10 protein-coding genes and 3 pseudogenes are annotated in these 15,387 nt (G+C 68.5%); 7 read left to right on the forward strand and 6 right to left on the reverse strand.

Annotation, left to right across the window (positions count from 1 at the left end; genetic code table 11):
* Window positions 1-89: 89 nt before the first annotated feature.
* From ABZ117_RS33185 to ABZ117_RS33195, 3 genes and pseudogenes are all read right to left on the reverse strand, one after another.
* Window positions 90-695: pseudogene (locus ABZ117_RS33185) on the reverse strand (helix-turn-helix transcriptional regulator); the annotation flags it as partial.
* Window positions 696-731: 36 nt separating this feature from the next.
* The gene (locus ABZ117_RS33190; RefSeq protein WP_356826341.1) at window positions 732-1,538 is read right to left on the reverse strand and encodes an SDR family oxidoreductase; all 807 of its coding nucleotides are present in this window, start codon (window positions 1,536-1,538) and stop codon (window positions 732-734) included.
* Between the two features lie 245 nt (window positions 1,539-1,783).
* Window positions 1,784-1,969, reverse strand: a complete 186-nt coding sequence (locus ABZ117_RS33195; RefSeq protein WP_356826343.1) for a hypothetical protein — start codon at window positions 1,967-1,969, stop codon at window positions 1,784-1,786.
* 254 nt (window positions 1,970-2,223) lie between these two features.
* On the opposite strand from ABZ117_RS33195, the gene ABZ117_RS33200 reads away from it, so the two are divergent.
* From ABZ117_RS33200 to ABZ117_RS33220, 5 genes and pseudogenes are all read left to right on the forward strand, one after another.
* Window positions 2,224-3,459, forward strand: a complete 1,236-nt coding sequence (locus ABZ117_RS33200) for a PP2C family protein-serine/threonine phosphatase (RefSeq protein WP_356826345.1) — start codon at window positions 2,224-2,226, stop codon at window positions 3,457-3,459.
* A gap of 659 nt (window positions 3,460-4,118) precedes the next feature.
* Window positions 4,119-4,610 (forward strand): hypothetical protein, encoded by a 492-nt coding sequence (locus tag ABZ117_RS33205; RefSeq protein ID WP_356826347.1) that lies wholly within the window; start codon window positions 4,119-4,121, stop codon window positions 4,608-4,610.
* Window positions 4,611-4,641: 31 nt separating this feature from the next.
* A complete protein-coding gene (locus tag ABZ117_RS33210; protein WP_356826349.1) occupies window positions 4,642-5,034 on the forward strand; it encodes a hypothetical protein in 393 nt (130 codons plus the stop codon).
* Between the two features lie 491 nt (window positions 5,035-5,525).
* A complete protein-coding gene (locus ABZ117_RS33215; protein WP_356826351.1) occupies window positions 5,526-6,797 on the forward strand; it encodes an MFS transporter in 1,272 nt (423 codons plus the stop codon).
* A 436-nt stretch (window positions 6,798-7,233) separates the two neighbouring features.
* Window positions 7,234-7,800 (forward strand): annotated as a pseudogene (locus ABZ117_RS33220) (IS6 family transposase); the annotation flags it as partial.
* A 443-nt stretch (window positions 7,801-8,243) separates the two neighbouring features.
* Here ABZ117_RS33220 and ABZ117_RS33225 read toward each other — a convergent pair.
* Complete coding sequence (locus ABZ117_RS33225; RefSeq protein ID WP_356826353.1) at window positions 8,244-9,647, reverse strand: CARDB domain-containing protein; 1,404 nt, start codon at window positions 9,645-9,647, stop codon at window positions 8,244-8,246.
* A gap of 1,719 nt (window positions 9,648-11,366) precedes the next feature.
* Window positions 11,367-11,984: a hypothetical protein gene (locus tag ABZ117_RS33230; RefSeq protein ID WP_356826355.1), complete on the reverse strand. Its 618-nt coding sequence runs from the start codon at window positions 11,982-11,984 to the stop codon at window positions 11,367-11,369.
* Window positions 11,985-13,715: 1,731 nt separating this feature from the next.
* Here ABZ117_RS33230 and ABZ117_RS33235 point away from each other — a divergent pair.
* Window positions 13,716-14,327, forward strand: a complete 612-nt coding sequence (locus ABZ117_RS33235) for a hypothetical protein (protein WP_356826357.1) — start codon at window positions 13,716-13,718, stop codon at window positions 14,325-14,327.
* Window positions 14,328-14,578: 251 nt separating this feature from the next.
* The gene (locus ABZ117_RS33240; RefSeq protein WP_356826359.1) at window positions 14,579-14,959 is read left to right on the forward strand and encodes a zeta toxin family protein; all 381 of its coding nucleotides are present in this window, start codon (window positions 14,579-14,581) and stop codon (window positions 14,957-14,959) included.
* Here the strand turns inward: ABZ117_RS33240 and ABZ117_RS33245 are convergent.
* Window positions 14,939-15,081, reverse strand: a pseudogene (locus ABZ117_RS33245) (transposase); the annotation flags it as partial. The gene ABZ117_RS33240 and the pseudogene ABZ117_RS33245 overlap by 21 nt on opposite strands.
* Window positions 15,082-15,387: the final 306 nt, after the last annotated feature.

Genomic DNA, 15,387 nt, shown 5'->3' on the forward strand with positions numbered 1-15,387 from the left:
CTACGACAAGAGGGCCTACGTCTTCCACGGCACCGTCACTGTCGCAGCGGTCCGCTTATGGCTCCGGCCGTGATCCGCCGGACAGAACCTAGGGCGATCAACTTCTCGTCGTGCGGATTGCGGCCGGCTTCCATGCGTAGCTTCGCGGCCACGTCACCGGCAATCCGGTCGTAGTCGACAAAGAAATCTCTGGCCACCTCGGGGTTCAGATAGACGAACCGCGCTGTGTTCGCGGGCCGTCGCGGGTCGGCCAGCACCGGTGAATACAGCGCACGACCGAGTTGATTCATGGCGAGCACGTCATAACGGGCGTTACCGATCCAGGCCGGCGCATCGGACATCGCGTCGAGCACCTGCTGCAACGTCGAGCGCACCGTCACGGCAGGCCTGCGCCGGCGTGGGCCGCTGGGCGCCCCGGATTGCCGCGCGAGGTGGAACAGGTGGTCACGCTCGGCCTCGTCGAGTTGCAAGGCAGAGGCCAACGCCTCGAGCACGCCATCGGAAGCACCGGCGAGGCTGCCGCGCTCCATGCGCACGTAGTAGTCGACCGATACCCCCGCCAGTAGCGCTACCTCCTCGCGGCGCAGACCTTTGACCCGACGGTTGCCGCCGTAAGCGGGCAGGCCCGCCTGCTCGGGTGTGATGCGGGCGCGACGCGAGCTGAGAAACTCCCGTATCTCGGTGCGTAGATCCATCGTGGCCATCCCCTCACCGTAAGCCCGTCCCGCGATCTAAGGGGTACCCGATGCGGTCGTCGCGGTGCCGCCGTCTACCGGGATGATGGTGCCCGTGAGGTAGGACCCGGCCCGGCTGGCGAGAAACACGGCGATACCCGCCATGTCGTCGTCGCGGCCGAGCCGGCGCAGAGGGGCCGCCGCAGCGATCGTGTCGCCGATGGCATCGAGCGTGGACGCCATCATCTGCGACGGGAACACTCCCGGTGCTACCGCGTTCACCGTGACGTGCTGTGGGCCCAGCTCTCTGGCAAGCACTCTGGTGAGTTGATGGAGTGCCGCTTTGCTGCTGGCGTACGAGTAGTTGGGCGCCTGGGCGACGTGGATGGCGGCGATACTGCCGATGTTGATGATCCGCGCGGGATCATCGGCGGTGCCCGCCTTGCGAAGTGCGGGGAGCAGCGCCTGCACTAACCAGAACGGCGACTTGAGGTTGAGGTCGATCACTGTGTCCCAGGCCTCGTCCGGGAACGTCTCCAGCGGCTCGCGCCACATGGCTCCCGCGTTGTTGACGAGGACGTCCAGGCGTTCCGAGTCAGCCTTGACAAGATCAGCGAGGCGCTGACACTCGTCGTGCCTGGACAGGTCGGCGGGGATTGCTCGGACGTCGCCGAATTCGGACAGCAGACGCTGTGCCTCCGCGCACCTGTCTGCCTTGCGTGAGCTGATGACGACGCGGGCGCCCGCCTGGAGAAGGCCGCGGGCTATCATCATCCCAATTCCCCTGGTGCCGCCAGTGACAAGGGTGTACTTCCCACGCAGATCGAAAAGTTCTGTGTGAGTGGTGCATTGGTTGTCCGCCATTGGTCTCCGTCCCTTCTGTCGTGGAAAAATTCGCCGACACGGTCGCGGATTCGGGGCAGCTGATCGAACTGATGGGAGTAAAGCTGCAGTGCGTGTCCATGGAGCGTTGTCGGCGCTTTCGGCTCAACCAGGTTGACAGGCGTTCGGGACGTCTGGGAGACCCTGGTGATACAGGTACTGCGAGAGCCCCCCTGCCTGGTGCGCTGACCCACTGAGACACCTTGGGTCTGAGACACCCGTACAGGTCACATAACGCCGTCCAGCCCGGTGTCCTCCGGCAGCTGCGCCAGGGCCCCCGCCCGGATCTCGGGGAACGAGGCCGTCATGTCCGTGCCGCGCCGTGAGCGCAGCAGCGCCCGCCCGCCCGCGTACACGGCGAGCTGGGCACGGTAGCCGTCCTTCTCCAGACTGTGCCATGTTTCATGAGCCATGGACCCCTTGATATGGACGGGGGCACCTGTGATCGTCTCGGCCTTGCTGCCCAACAGGGGGGCAGCCACCCCTTCGTCGAGTTCGCGACTGGAGCATTCGCGACGGCCGCGTGAGCGAGGGGACGCCGGGAAACAAACTCACTTCCGTGAACACATAACGCCATGATCTGCACTTATTGTTGCTTTTCATGGTTTGACGCTCGCCGTGGTGATTCTCTTGCTGGTAGGCGGGGCGGGTGGAAGGAACTGCGGTCATGAGTGGTGGGCAGAGTGGACTTCCCCGGTTGCTGACGGCAGCGGAGACGGCCGCGCCGGTGGATGCGGTGGATGTGATCGCGGAGGACCTGCGGCGGCGTTTCGAGGCTACGAAGGTCTCTTTCCTCATCGTGGACCTGACGGGGAAGGCGGTGGCGCGGCTGTCGACCGCCCCGGCGGAGGACGGGCGGGAGGTGGAGCGGATCCCCTTGTTCGACAGCGTCTACGAGGAGGTGATCCGTACACAGCGGCTGTATCAGGAGGCGACCGGTCAGGGGCAGCGGCTGATCGTGCCGGTCACCAACCGGGGGGATGCGATCGGGCTGCTGGAGCTGCTCCTGCCTGCCGCACCTGGCGAGGACGTCCTGGATGAGGTCGGGGAAGCCGCCCATGTCCTGGCCTACATCGTGATCGCCAACGGGCGTTTCACCGACTTCTACACCTGGGGGAAACGATCCAGGCCGCCCACCCTGGCGGCAGAGATCCAGTATCAGTTGCTCCCCCTGTCATTGTCGTGCGAGGCCGCGCAGTTCACCCTGTGCGGGAGCCTGGAGCCGTCCGAAGACCTCAGCGGCGACACCTTCGACTACACCCTGGACCGGGACGCGCTGCATGTGTCGGTGACCGATCCCATGGGCCACGACATCGACGCCGCCCTGGCCGCCACCGTCCTGGTGGGCGCCCTGCGCGGCGCCCGCCGAGCCGGAGCCGGCCTGGCCGAACAGGCCCACCGCGCCGACCAGGCCCTGGTCGAGCACGGCCAAGGGCACGCCACGGGGCAGCTGCTGCGCATCAATCTCCGCACCGGGCGGGCCCAGCTCGTCAACGCGGGACACCCCTGGCCGCTGCGGATGCGTGAGGGCGCTGTGGAGGTGATTACCTGCGAGGTGGACCATCCCTTCGGGCTGTCCGAATTCGCGACCCTCCCCTACCGCGTTCAGGACCTCGATCTGCGCCATGGTGACCGTCTGCTCATGTTCACCGACGGCATGGTCGAACGGCACGGGGAGAGGGTCGACCTGCGCGCCCTGCTGGAGCGCACCCGGGGCCTGCACCCGCGGGAGACCGCGTTGATGCTGACGTCCGCAGTCCGTGACGCTGCCGGCGGCCGGCTCGAAGATGATGCCACCGTGATGTGCCTGGACTGGCACGGTCCCCAGGAGACCCAACGACACGTCAGCTCCGGCGCGGACGCCCAACAAGCCTCAGCCGGCCGCACAAAGCAACAGCCGTGACCACAGTGCTCACTGGACAGTGCCGGGCTGGGACGAGCCGGTGTACGAAATTCTCGGAATCGATACCGCGCGCGAAGATGGCGCAGTAGCCGCCTGGTAGCGGAACTGGGCCTTCGAGCCACTGAAGGCCGTCGGTCATGAAGCAGCGTCTCGTGTCGCGAAAGGAGCGGGGACGACGCCACCGTAGTGCCCTTCGTGTCCACGCACTGGTCGCGCGGAGGCGGGTCCTGCAAGAACGGCCGCCGCCCCCGGGAGTCAACGGGGCGGTGCTGTTCGGGCATTTCACCGACACCGCGCCCGTGCCGTCCTGGCCGAGGGCCTCATCAAGAGCGGCAAGGGCTACGTCGACGAACGGCTTGTCGACCCGTTCTGTGGTACGGCCGGCCTCGTCCGGATCCTCTCGGGCGCGTGCGGGGGATCGGTGCGGGGTGCGTTGTGGTCGGGTAGGGCGTACACGTGGGCTGTAGACCTGCTACCGCTGATCGAGCCGATGCTCGCCGAGGGCTGGGTTGTGCTGCCGCCGGAGGGGGCACTGCCGGGCGGGCTGGTGATGGAGCAGAAACCGGACGGCTACCGGGCCCTGCTCTTCGCCCGGCCCGGCCATGTGTTCCTTCAGTCGCGTAACGGTGCCGACCTCACGCCGGCCTTTCCCGACCCTGGTGGCCGCCGCGCCGGCCCTGGACCGGCCCGACCTGGACGGTGAGCTGGTCGTCGTCCACGACGGAAGGCTGCACTTCGGTGCGTTGCAGGGGCGAGGGCGGCGCCGTGGCCGGGGCGCCGCCGCGGCAGCGGTGCAGCGGCCGGCGCACCTGATCGTGTTCGACGTTCTGGAGGCCTCCGGCGTGGCACTCCTTGACCGGCCCTACCGTGAGCGCCGATCCCTCCTGGAGGGCTTTTTCGCTGACGGGGTTCTCGTCGCGCCGTTCAGCCTGTGTCCGGCCACGACGGACCGGGCTGTCGCCGAAGACTGGCTGGACCCGGCGTGGGGTGCGGCGGGCATGGAGGGCGTGATCGTGAAGGGCCGGCCCCAGGCGTACCAGCCCGGACGGCGTGGCTGGATCAAGGTGCGGGCCCGGTCCACACAGGAGGGCCTGGTCGCCGCGGTCGCCGGCACCGTTCACGAGCCGGGCGCCCTGCTGCTGGGCCGATAAGCAGCGCCGGGGGAGAGCCGGGCCGCCTCTGGTGGCTCGCGATCTCGTAGACGCCCATGATGCCGCCGTCGCCGGTGCGCGTGATGAGGTCGACGCCCCTGTCGGTTTCCAGGTGCGCGCCGTCGAACGGCAGGTGCGCGTCAGCCACGGCGAGGCAATCCGCCGCGACCGTCTGGAGGCCGTCACCGCACTGGCCTGCGCCGCCAGCGACCACCGGCGGGCCATGTGGATGCGCGGCGACGCCATCCTCAAGGGCGTCGGCACCGACCGGATCGAGGCCCTGCGCGGCGAGAGCCACATGACCCGCAGCGCAATCACCCGCCCGCTGGTCACCCTGCGCGTCCTCATCGAGGACCAGACCGTGCGCGCCGCCGCCGACCGGCGGTTTCGAGCATCAGCTCCACAGCTGCCTGGACGGTGCTGACCTGCTCGGCATTGAAGCCTGTGAGGGTGTCGGCGCCCTGTCCCGCGCTGAGATGGCGACGGAAGAGCGCGTCGAACTCCTGGTGGCCGGTGGCCGGCAGGGCGGGATCCATCAGGAGGTGCACCCGATGACCGGTCAGCTCGATCACCTGCCGGATTCCCGCGCGTTCCTCCTTCGCCGCGAGTGTCGCGTCGCTCCGGAGTTCGTTCGCGAGTGCGGCCAGTTCCCTTTTACAGAACTGGTTTGTCGCGAATTCTGCGCAGCGCTTGGTCGAGTGCGTGCCGAACCGTTGGTTCAAGAGCGATGCCGACAGGAATTCTCCGGCTGCCGGGACCGGCTGGCCATGCGTCAGGTGCGACGCACTCGAGTAGCAAGTCGTCCGGATACCCAAACCTATCGTGGTGTGTCTGCTTCAAGTGTCGTGGCACAGCAGCTCCTTCGGGTGTCGTGTGCGCGCCGCGGCTTCCCGCCGACGAAAGAATTCGCTGACGATGAGTTCCGCCGCTGCTCCGTCTTCCTTGTCGGATCGATCCCGAACGACGGCCCTGCGTCGGCTGGTCACCGCCAACGCGCTCAGTTCGGTGGGAGACGGCGCGCGGTTCGCAGCGCTTCCGATGCTGGCGATGTGGAGCACCGGCGACGTGTTCTGGGTCTCCGTGGTCGCGGCCGCGGGCCGGGCTGCCTGGCTGCTCGCACCGGTCATCGGCACCCTGGTGGACCGCATGCCCCGGCGTCGGTCGATGGTCGGCGCGGACCTGGCGCGCAGCGTCATGCTGCTCCCGCTGGTCGCTCTCCTGGTGAGGGGGCCCGTGCCGGTGGCGGTGCTGGTGCTGGTGACGTTCGCCTCGGGCGTTGCCGAGGTCTTCTTCGACAGTGCCGCGCAGGCCGTCGTGCCGGCACTGGCCCCTGACCACGAATTGGAACGGACCAACGCCCGGGTGATCGCCGCGCAGATCACCGGGACCGGCTTCGTGGGGCCGCCCCTGGGCGCGGTGCTCTGGGCGGTGTGGCACCCGCTGCCGTTCCTCCTGGACGGCGCGACGTTCGCCGCGTCGGCGCTGCTGCTCATGAACCTGCCCGAGCGGACCGGGCACACCGGGCCAGGGGCCGGCGAGCGGCGCGTCCGACACCTTCTGCGCGATACCTGGGCCGGGCTACGGTTCCTGGGACGGGACCGTGTCCTGCGCCGCCTCATGATGGTGGTCGCGGTCCTGGGGGTGGGCCAGCAGGCGGTCTACTCGATTCTCGTGGTGTACGCGGAACAGCGGCTCGGGCTGCCGCCCTACGGCTACAGTCTGATGCTGGTCACGGCGGCCGTCGGCAGCCTCGCCGGAGCGAGGACGGCGGCCCGGACCGCGCGGTGGCTGGGTCCCGGCCGGAGCCTGTGGGCGCCGGTCGCCGTCTCGGCGCTCAGCTATCTGGTCGTGGCGGTGCTGCCCTGGTGGCCTCTGGTCGCCGCCATGCTGGCCCTCAACAGCGCTGCGGTGGTGCTGTGGAACGTGTGCACCGTGTCCCTCCGGCAACGCCTCGCCCCGCCGGACATGCTGGGACGGGTCACCAGCGGCTACCGCCTCGCCGCCTGGGGGGCCATGCCGATCGGCGCCTCGGCGGGCGGCGCTCTGGCCCAGCAGGCCGGACTCGACACCCCATGGGTGCTGGCCGGCTTGCTTCTCCTGGCCTGTCTTCCTCTCCTGCGGGGAGTGGCTTCCGCAGGATCCGGCGCGGGAGAAGCAGACAGTGGTTCATCCGGAAACGCTGGCTGAACCGCTCGCGGCCCGACTACCCGACCGGCGTGGCAGGTCCGTCTCACAGTTGCTCGAACGGGTGAGGGTTGCCGTAAGTCGTGGCACATGACGGGACGAGAATCGCCTTTCGCACCCTCGGGCAGGGGCCGCCGCTGATGTGCATCGCCGGTGGGCCAGGCACACGGACGTGGGGAACCCGGGCGCGCTCGACCGGCATCGGACGCTCGTCCTGGTGAACGTGCACGCCGCGGTGACTTCGGACGTACCTGCCGACCAGGCCGGCTGAGCGTACACCGAGCAGGTCCACGATCCGGAAGCGGTCCGCCATCACCTGGGAATCGGTCCGGTGGACGGGCGCTGTCACGTTGACTGTTGGCGTGGGCTGATCTTCGGGTCGATCACGCTGGAGGGGCCGTACGTGGAGAGCACGCCGCCGTCGTACAAGGGCCACCGGTACCCGGTCGAGGTCATCTCCCACTGCGTGTGGCTGTATGTATCACCGCTTCCCGCTCAGCTTCCGCGAGGTCGAGGAACTCATGCTCGAGCGCGGGATCGTCGTCTCCTTACGAGACGATCCGCCGCTGGTGCGCCAAGTTCGGGCAGACCTACGCCAACGCGCTGCGCCGCAGGCAGCCCCAGGCCGGAGACAAGTGGCACCTGGACGGGGCCTTCATCAAGATCAACCGGCGGTTGCAGTACCTGTGGCGGGCCGTCGGCCAGGACGGGAACGTCCTCGGCATCCTCGTGCAGAACCGGCGGGACAAGGCTACGGCCAGGCGCTTCTTCCGCCGCCTTCTCCACAAAGACCCGCACGGCGCCGAGGGTGATCGTCACCGACAAGCTGCGCTCCTACGGCGCGGCCCACCGCGAGGTCATGCCCTCCGTCGAGCACCGGCAGTCGAAGTACCTGAACAACCCGGCCGAGAACAGCCACCAGCCCACCAGACAACACGAACGCGCGACGAAGGGCTTCCGCAGCGTCGGCGCAGCCCAGCGGTTCCTGTCCGCCTTCAGCGGCATCTCGCCCCACTCCCGCCCCCGACGGCACCTGATGAACGCCCCCGACCACCGCACCGAGATGACCACCCGCTTCTCGCGATCTGGGACCAGATCACCGGCACCGTCGGCCAGCCCAACGCAGCTTGAACCAAGACTGAAGGCCTGGCCCGCCACACCCTGGCACCACGTCACATACCCACGTGCCCAACAACGTGACAGCGCCCGCTCGTGCGCTTCGCCCGCCGCACCGCCGCGGCCACCATGCTCATTGCCCTCCTCCTCCCTACGACCGCGCACGCCGCCCCGGCAGCCGCCGCGCCCAGCGACCGCGTCGCCCTGCCCGTACGGGACGCCCTCGCCCAGTTGTCGGTGCGCACTGAGGACCGCACCGGGTATGAGCGCATCAAGGTCTGGCGTGCCGGGCGGTTTGTCGACAGCAGCCCCGCCCGGCACATGCCTGGGGAGTTACTTCTTGGTGGAGCAGGGGTCGCAGCAGGAGGGGGCCGGTTCGATGCAGACGGAGACGGTGTCGGTGTTGTTGGTGGTGTCGGGATCCTTCTCCTTGGCGGTGGCGGTGGCGGTGTTGCTGACCAGGCCGGCCTCGGTGGCCTTGGCCCGCAGCACGAGCGTGGCGGTGGCGCCGTCGGCGAGGTCGCCCACCGTCCACTGCCCGGTGGCCGGGTCGAAGCGGCCGGGTGTGCCGTCGGCGGACAGGAAGGTGAGGTTGTCCGGGAGCCGGTCGGTGACGGTGACGCCCGTGGCACCGTTCGGGCCGGTGTTGTGAACGGTGACGCGGTAGGTCACCGTCTGGCCGACGGTGACGGTGGTCGCGTCGGCAGCCTTCGCCACGGTCAGGTCAGCGGCCGGTTTGACCTGCGTGACCTGCTCGTCGGAGGTGGACGTCAATGGCTCCGGCCTGTCACCGAGCCGGTTCTCGTAGGAGGCGGTGGCGGTGTTGCTGATCTGCCTGCCGCCGCTGGCCCGGTCGATGGTGACCCGGTACTCCACCGTGGTCCCCGCGGGCTGGGTCTCGGTGCTGGGCAGGGTGCCCCCTGCCGCGCCGGATGCGCCGTTGCCGAGATGGAACACGACCTTGTCCGCCGCGGCGTCGTAGTACGCCTGGTCATCACCTCGCGCATCACTCTTCGCTCCGGAGTTCGGGCCGTCAACGATCCGCAGGGAACCGGGCAGATACGTCGTACCCACCGGGATGACGTCCGTCAGGACGAGGTTGTCAGCCCCGCCACCACCCGCGTTCCTGGCGGTGACGCGGTAGGTGACGACATCGCCCACCTCCAGCGGCCCCGCGGGAATGGCGGTCTTGGCGAGCAGCACGTGGGGAGCGGTGCCGAAGAAGATGCCGTCCAGGAGGTTGCCGATGAAGCGGTTGCCGCCGGCGGCGGAGATGGAACGGAAGGCGAAGCGCGTCAGTGTCTGGCCTGCCGGGACGGTGTAGGTGCCGGTGTAGTAACCCCAGGCGGTCTTGCCGTCGGTGAACCGCCTCTGCTCGGCCATGGAGCCCGGTGCGCCGATGTCCAGCGCCATGGTGTCCTCCCCCTCGCGGCCGCGGTGGTACAGCCGCCAGTACAGCCTCGTACCGGGCGTCGTCTGCAGGTCCTGGTAGAGCGTGGACACCTGATTGGCGTTGAGCTCGGCGAACTGGGCGCCCTCCGCTGCCGGCACACCGTTGAAGCCCGACCGCCACAGCTCGATCATGTGGTCGGAGGCCGTGGTGTGCCAGCCCGGAACCCACTTGGCCGCCTGGCTCTGCGAGGCGTCCGGCAGGACTTCGTAGTTGGTGACGGCGGGCTGTTCGAAGCTGCCGTTGACCAGGGCAACCCGGAGCGGAACAGTGGGAGGTGTGGCCATGGTTGGTTCCCTCGCGTTGGCACTGCGGAATGCACCGCCGACCGGCCGCACTGATGCGTGCCGTGGCGGAGCCGAAACAGTCAGTAGCGGACCGCAATCACAAGGGCACGTAAAGTCACAGGCGGTTGAGATCAGCCAACCCCATGCGGCAGGTTTGCCAAACTCACCCCGGACACCCCTCGGCACGCCGTCACCCACGCCGGATCGGCGCACCACATCCGCCACATCCGCCTCTGGGCTATCTCCCGTCCAACCCGTCATGGCCGAATGCCCCTGGCGCACCTCTTGCACTCACCCTTGCGCGGGCTGAATCGGCTGCCTGTGAAGTTGACGCTTCCAGCGCGGTGATTCCGCGATGCGCCTTCCGCTTACACGGAGCGCCCACGGCATCGGCGTACGTGACGGCCCACGCCAGAATTTCGACCAGGTACTCGGCCACCAGCCCGGCGTGAGCTTCCCCGAGACGCTGTAAAAGTGACGGAAGGTCAGATTGGTCTCATGAGAGGAGCCCAGACGATGCCTGCTCCAGGAAGTACCCGCTAGTTGCGTGAGCGTGCGGTCCGGATGTACCGCGCTGCCGAGCCGAAGTCCGCGATCGGCCGTTTGGCTGAGGAACTCGGCGTGCATCACGAAGCCCCTGCGGTCCGGCCAGTGGGCGCGACGTCGACGCGGGTGTGGGTCACCGGGCCGACTCCTTCCCCGTCCGGGAAGGGAATGAGGACGCCGTCGACATCCGGGAGCAGGTAGGGCGGGCGCATCGATTCTCCCAGGACAGCCAGGACTGAGGTCAAAGAGCTTGCGCGCGGCGATCAGCAGAGTGGTGAGCCGACGGCCATGCCGGGCGTCGTGGAATTCCTACGCCGAGGCCAGCCACAGACCCGCTCGGCCGAGGGGGTTCTCCCGGCGGTCGGCATGAACTCCCAGCGCGCGATGGGCGGCGCGTGCGGTCGGGGAGGGTGACGTAACCGCGGCTGGGCCGGTGGTCGGTGGACGAGCGCCTGCCTCCGGGCTGGGGAAGGGGCGAGGGCGCATCCGGGTTTTTGACTGCTCGGCGATGGCTGGGAGGAAGAGCTCGAGGGCGACGAGACCGATGGCTCCGAGACGAAGTTGATGGCGTCGAAGCGCTCGTCGAAGGCTCGATGGTGGTTCAGGGCGTGGCTGACTGCGAAGGTCAGGCTGTTCAGCTGGCTGCGCCGCAGCGGGTGGCGAGGAGTGGCGTTGCGGCCGGGGCCGCAGCCGAGTTCCAGCAGCCGCGTGCGGCGCAGATCCGGACGAGGATGTCAGCGCCGGATCCGCTACCGGGCCGTCTGGTGCATTCCATCCGCGGGGGTACGGGCAGCCGGCTCTGCAAGGCTGGCCCGTGGTGCGCTGGAGGGCGTGGACGCCAGACCTCGGTGACGCAAGGACTCGAGGAAGATTGGCAGGCGGACGAGGCCGGGTTCGTAGAGGGTTCCGCGCCAGCTGGTGAGGTCCGGCGGGCGGGGCCGGGGAAGGCACGGGCGAAGTCCCAGCAGCGCAGCGACTTGACCCAAGGCCGGATAGTCAGGGCTTGTTTCCCAGCAAGCCCTGACTATCCGGCCTTGGGGTAAGGGCCGCCCCGCGAGCCAGGCGTTGCCCTGATTGGCTCCTTCGGCTCTGGTCCGGCAGTAGTGGCTCGATCCGCGGCCCTCTGCGCGTCGGTCAGCGGCAAGCTGACCGACGCGTCACTTCGTCGTTCCGCTATCCGAGAACCGAAGACGATCCGCAGCCGAGACTGGCGCGGCTGGCGACCGTGAAGGAGATACTTCCGAAGTTCTCCCAAAGGTTGTTGATGTTGGCGAACAGCCACCTCGTCGTCAGGCTGTGGTCAGCCGATGACAGGGTGGCCGTGCGTCCCTCCGTCCCTGGCCTGATCCGGAATTTCACCACGGTGTCACCCAGCTTCTGCGGCGGCGTCTCCTGGGCGCTCAGTGTCGTCCCGGTGAGAGTGCCCGGCCCTGCCACCCACTCCACATCGGCCACCGCCATGACCGATGCCAGATTGACCCGGTGGATGTGGTACTGCGCCCCGATGGGGTTGCGCGTGGTCTCCGGACGCCACCTGAATGCGAAGGTCGACCCCGGCGCGATCCACCCGCCGAACGGGTTCGGCGACGACGATTCGTGGATCACTCCCTCACCCAGCCGGGCACCGATCACGTTGCGCCAGTAGAACTGCGGGTTGAGCCACGCGTTCCCCGGCCAGATGCACTCCGGCTCCCTCACTGCCGTGGCCTGCGCCGCTGCGGCAGGTGGTCCCTGTGCTGCGGCGGCGTTCGCCGGCAACGACGTCCCCAGCAGCATTGCCGTGACAAGCATCCCCAGCCCCCATGCCCTCCGTCGCGTCCGCGACTTCGGCACGGCAGCGCCACTGCTGCGGCCCACCGATGTGTTTCCCGCTGCGTACATGCTTCAGCCTTTCTCTGTTGCGTCCCCCGTCTGCGGTTCCGGGTGAGTGCCCGAGCCGCCGACGGGCCGGTCCGTGGGTGGTGGGGTCAGTCCTCGTCAGGGCCGAGGACGCGGCCCTTGAGCTTGATCGGGTTGGCGGCGCCCACCTTGAGCTGGCCGTCGGTGTAGCGGCCCGGTGTCGCGCCGTCGACGGCGGTGACCTGGGCCGCGTAGCCGAGGCACTCCTGGTTGGTGGACAGGGACGGGTTGTGGTGAAGGTCAGCGTGCGGCCCCCGTCGCCGAGGGTGCCCTGAGTGGTTTGCAGGTTGCCCTTCGCCTGGAGGGTGTTGACGTCGTGGTAGGCCCAGGAGAGCCAGCCGGTGAACACGAAGCCCGTGGGTGCCTTCAGGGTGAAGGTGACGTCGCCCGGGTTCACGGGGTCCGGGACGGTGCTGAGGATGCCGAAGCTGAGGTGGGCCGGTACTCCGCCCGGCGCGTCCTCGACGATGCCCTGCTGGAGGATGTACAGCTTGTTCTCGGATCCCGGTTGGACGGGGGCCTGGGTCTGCGTGGCCATGAGTTTCCCTTCTGTGGATGGGTGGTGTCCGCGTGGGCGGATCCGCCGGTGGCGGGCTTGGGGACCGGGCCCGCTCACTCATGGCCCGGGGCAGGAGCGGACGTCATGAGCTAGGCGGACGGCGCGGTGTCGGTGGGTGAGTGGTCGGCCAGGAGCGGGCCGAGGACGGCGAGGATGCCGAGGGGATGTCCTCGAAGAGGTAGAAACGCGCTTGCCGACCGCACCGAGACAGGAACGCGTAGTGCAGCCACTTGCGGTCGAGTGGATGGGCGAGCGGAGCGTTCGGGAAAGGGCCCAGGGGCCCGAGCCTCGGAACGGTGGGCGTCGACACGTTTCGGATGTTAACTCACCGTTGTATTGCTATCGCAATCTGTAACGTTCGGGAGGGTGGTCGGGGAGCACAGAAACGTTTACTTCCGCATTCAGGGTTTGGACAGCGCAAAGAGTTGCCTCTGGCGGATGGCCCACCACAGGGCTCAAGGTCCCGGCGCGTGCTCTCGCTATTCCTCCTCGTCTCCCAGGACGCTTGCCTTCAGGCGTACTTCCGGCTGGCCCGAGACCTTCGCCCGTCCGTCGGTGTACCGGCCCGGCTCGGCGTCCGTCAGGGCCCGGATGCCGAGCGTGTAGACGAGGGCCGCCGCCGGATGGTCGGGGGTGTTCCCAGGTGGGGTTCGTCGGTGACGGCCAGTGACCTGCCGTCGTCCCGCACGGTCGTCGTCGGCTCCCCACCAGGGAGCACCGTGCGATCCGTGCGGTAGTACGCGCAGGTCGCCCGGCCGTCGAAGACGAAACCCGTGGGAGCCGTGAAACGGTGCTCCACCCTCCCCGGGGCCCATGGACCGGTGGAGGAGACCCGTACATGGATCACCTCGCTTCCGCCGCGCGGGATCTCCACTACGACTTCCTGACGGACCAGCAGCCGCGCGGCCGTCGCGATCGCGGCACCGCTGTCACCGTCCTGCGCACTGTCACCGTCCTGCGCGCCGTCGGCTCTGCGGTCAGGCTCCGGCTTCCCCTCGGGCTTCGGGCGGTCAGGCTCCGGTTTTCGTTGCACGCTTCGATCACAGCTTTAGGAGGACACGGAAATGGCCACTGACGTACAGTCAAAGAAAGAAGCCTATGCACGGGGAGAGGCACAGGGGCGGCCCGATGCGCTCGCCGGATGGCCTCACGCCGGCCCGCCGCGCGACGGCACCCGCGGCGAGAAGGACCAGTACGCCAACGGCTACGACTGGGGTTACGAGCAGGGCCGCGCGCAGAAGCTGGACCTCGTGGTGTGGCAGGAGGGCGGCGTCGAGGACGCCCCCGGCGGTCTCGGCGCCACCATGAACGTCTGTGTCCGCACGCCGAACTGGAGCGAGACCGTCGACGCCGGCGAGCGCGAGCACGTCTTCACCGCCCCCACCGGCTTCCGCTGGAACGGCACGGTGGGCGCCCGATACAAGCGCGTGGACCAGACCACGGGCGGCGACCTGCCCCCCGTCCGGGCCACGGTCGGCGAGGACGGGCGCACGCTGACCTTCACCCAGCACGTGCACCTGAACACGACCGGCGACGACAAGGACTGCATCGTCTACACCTGCGGCCTCGAAGCGGTCGACGGCGCCAGGCTCGGCCGCTTCACCGACGGTGTCGCCCGGGTCGGCACCGCACCCCCGGCGGAACTCAAGGCCGAGATCGTCGGGGACGAGGACTGAGAGAGCGGGCGGTGACGTACGAGCGCTCCCGACCCTGGACTGCGCCGGAGACAGCGGGTTTCCGCCGTGATTTGGCTCGGACCGATCACCGGATGCACCGCGACCTGGACTGCGAGGACCGTCGCTTGGTGGTCCAGCGGGATGTCGAGCGCGCTGCTGCCCTGGCGGAGCCGGTCCGCCGTATCCCCCAGCCGCGGCGGCGGGCACCGGGCGTGGACTACCACCGGCTGTCAGCCCGGGAGCATAAGTGGGTGTTCGACGAGCTGATCGCGCCGTCGTACCTGAGCGGCATCGTTCCCCGGGACGATCCCCGGGCGGTCTACGTGCTGGGCCAGCCAGGGGCGGGGAAGCTGCTGGCAGCCAGGATGGTGAGGCGAGCCATGCGGCCGGGGACGACGCAGTTGGTCGGCGACGGCTTCAAGGCATCGCACCCGGACTATCTGCGCTTGCTGGAGGAGGATCCGCGCCATGCCGGGGCCGCGATCCGGGCCGACTACCGCGCCTGGTTCGCCGAGGTCGAAGCGTATGTGCGCCGGCTTCGCGGCGACGCACTGATCGAGGGCGCGCCGAGCAGCGTGGAGGAGTGCCTGGCTAGGAGTTGTCTTCAGATGTCACGCCCACATCAGGGGTGATGCGAGGGTGACGGCTGCTTGGTAGGACTCGGCGGTCTTGTCATAGCGGGTGGCGAACCTCGCCACTGCTTCAAGCGGTTGAAGCAGCGTTCGACCACGTTGCGCCGCTTGTAGAGCTGCTGTCGAAGGCTGGTTCAACGACCGGACGCTGACGGGGTGTCGACGGGTGTCACGGCGGCCGGAGTAGCGCGGCGCCCCTCACCGCCAGCAAGCCACACCTGGATTCGGACACCGTCAGAACGGCCCAGTTTTCCTGCCCATGTCTAGCGTCCAATAGTGGATCCATGGGCCCCCTTTCGCATAGCCAAATCCGGCTTCGCGAATGTCGTCTGGTGTATACCAATTGCATCCAGGAGCGCACTGCTTTCTCTGCGGTATCGAATCCCAAGGCTACATTTTCCGACCGCCAGGTATGGTACCCTGCCTGC

Origin of the sequence: Streptomyces sp. NPDC006309, assembly GCF_040613095.1 — a bacterium.
Taxonomy (GTDB): Bacteria; Actinomycetota; Actinomycetes; order Streptomycetales; family Streptomycetaceae; genus Streptomyces.

Coding starts and splice junctions, on each gene's coding strand:
- ABZ117_RS33190 (WP_356826341.1), bottom strand. CDS start 1,538: ATGGCGGACAACCAATGCACCACTCACACAGAACTTTTCGATCTGCGT.
- ABZ117_RS33195 (WP_356826343.1), bottom strand. CDS start 1,969: ATGGCTCATGAAACATGGCACAGTCTGGAGAAGGACGGCTACCGTGCC.
- ABZ117_RS33200 (WP_356826345.1), top strand. CDS start 2,224: ATGAGTGGTGGGCAGAGTGGACTTCCCCGGTTGCTGACGGCAGCGGAG.
- ABZ117_RS33215 (WP_356826351.1), top strand. CDS start 5,526: ATGAGTTCCGCCGCTGCTCCGTCTTCCTTGTCGGATCGATCCCGAACG.
- ABZ117_RS33225 (WP_356826353.1), bottom strand. CDS start 9,647: ATGGCCACACCTCCCACTGTTCCGCTCCGGGTTGCCCTGGTCAACGGC.
- ABZ117_RS33230 (WP_356826355.1), bottom strand. CDS start 11,984: ATGCTTGTCACGGCAATGCTGCTGGGGACGTCGTTGCCGGCGAACGCC.
- ABZ117_RS33235 (WP_356826357.1), top strand. CDS start 13,716: ATGGCCACTGACGTACAGTCAAAGAAAGAAGCCTATGCACGGGGAGAG.